The 375-nt window shown below is 22.7% G+C and carries 1 protein-coding gene; it reads left to right on the forward strand.

What is annotated here, in order from left to right; all coding sequences use genetic code 11:
• Window positions 1-133 precede the first annotated feature (133 nt).
• Window positions 134-310: an exosome complex component gene (locus tag LUA84_RS01075; protein ID WP_231434031.1), complete on the forward strand. Its 177-nt coding sequence runs from the start codon at window positions 134-136 to the stop codon at window positions 308-310.
• Window positions 311-375 lie beyond the last annotated feature (65 nt).

The following is a 375-nucleotide window of genomic DNA, read 5'->3' on the forward strand; positions in this document are numbered from 1 at the left end:
TCAACTTTAGCATCTGTATGTGCATTAATGAATACATATTTTCCAGAAATAGATTAAAGAAAATGGTGAATATAAAATAAATCCAAAAAATAAGACAAATAAAAAATTACCATTAAATAAAAATATTCCAGTAATGGTTGCATTTGCAAAAATTGATGATAAATTTGTTGTAGATCCAAATAAATATGAAGAGGACGCTAAAGATATGATTATACATATTGGATTATCAGATAAAATAAATGCATTACAAACAAGAAAATCAGGTCCCATATCTTTAGAAGAATTTAATAATTTATTATCACAAACATAAATAGTTTNAAGATATTTATTAAAGAAAATCAATGAATGATATTTCTAAGTTTGCTTTAGCTAGAT

This window comes from Candidatus Nanopusillus massiliensis (genome assembly GCF_920984865.1).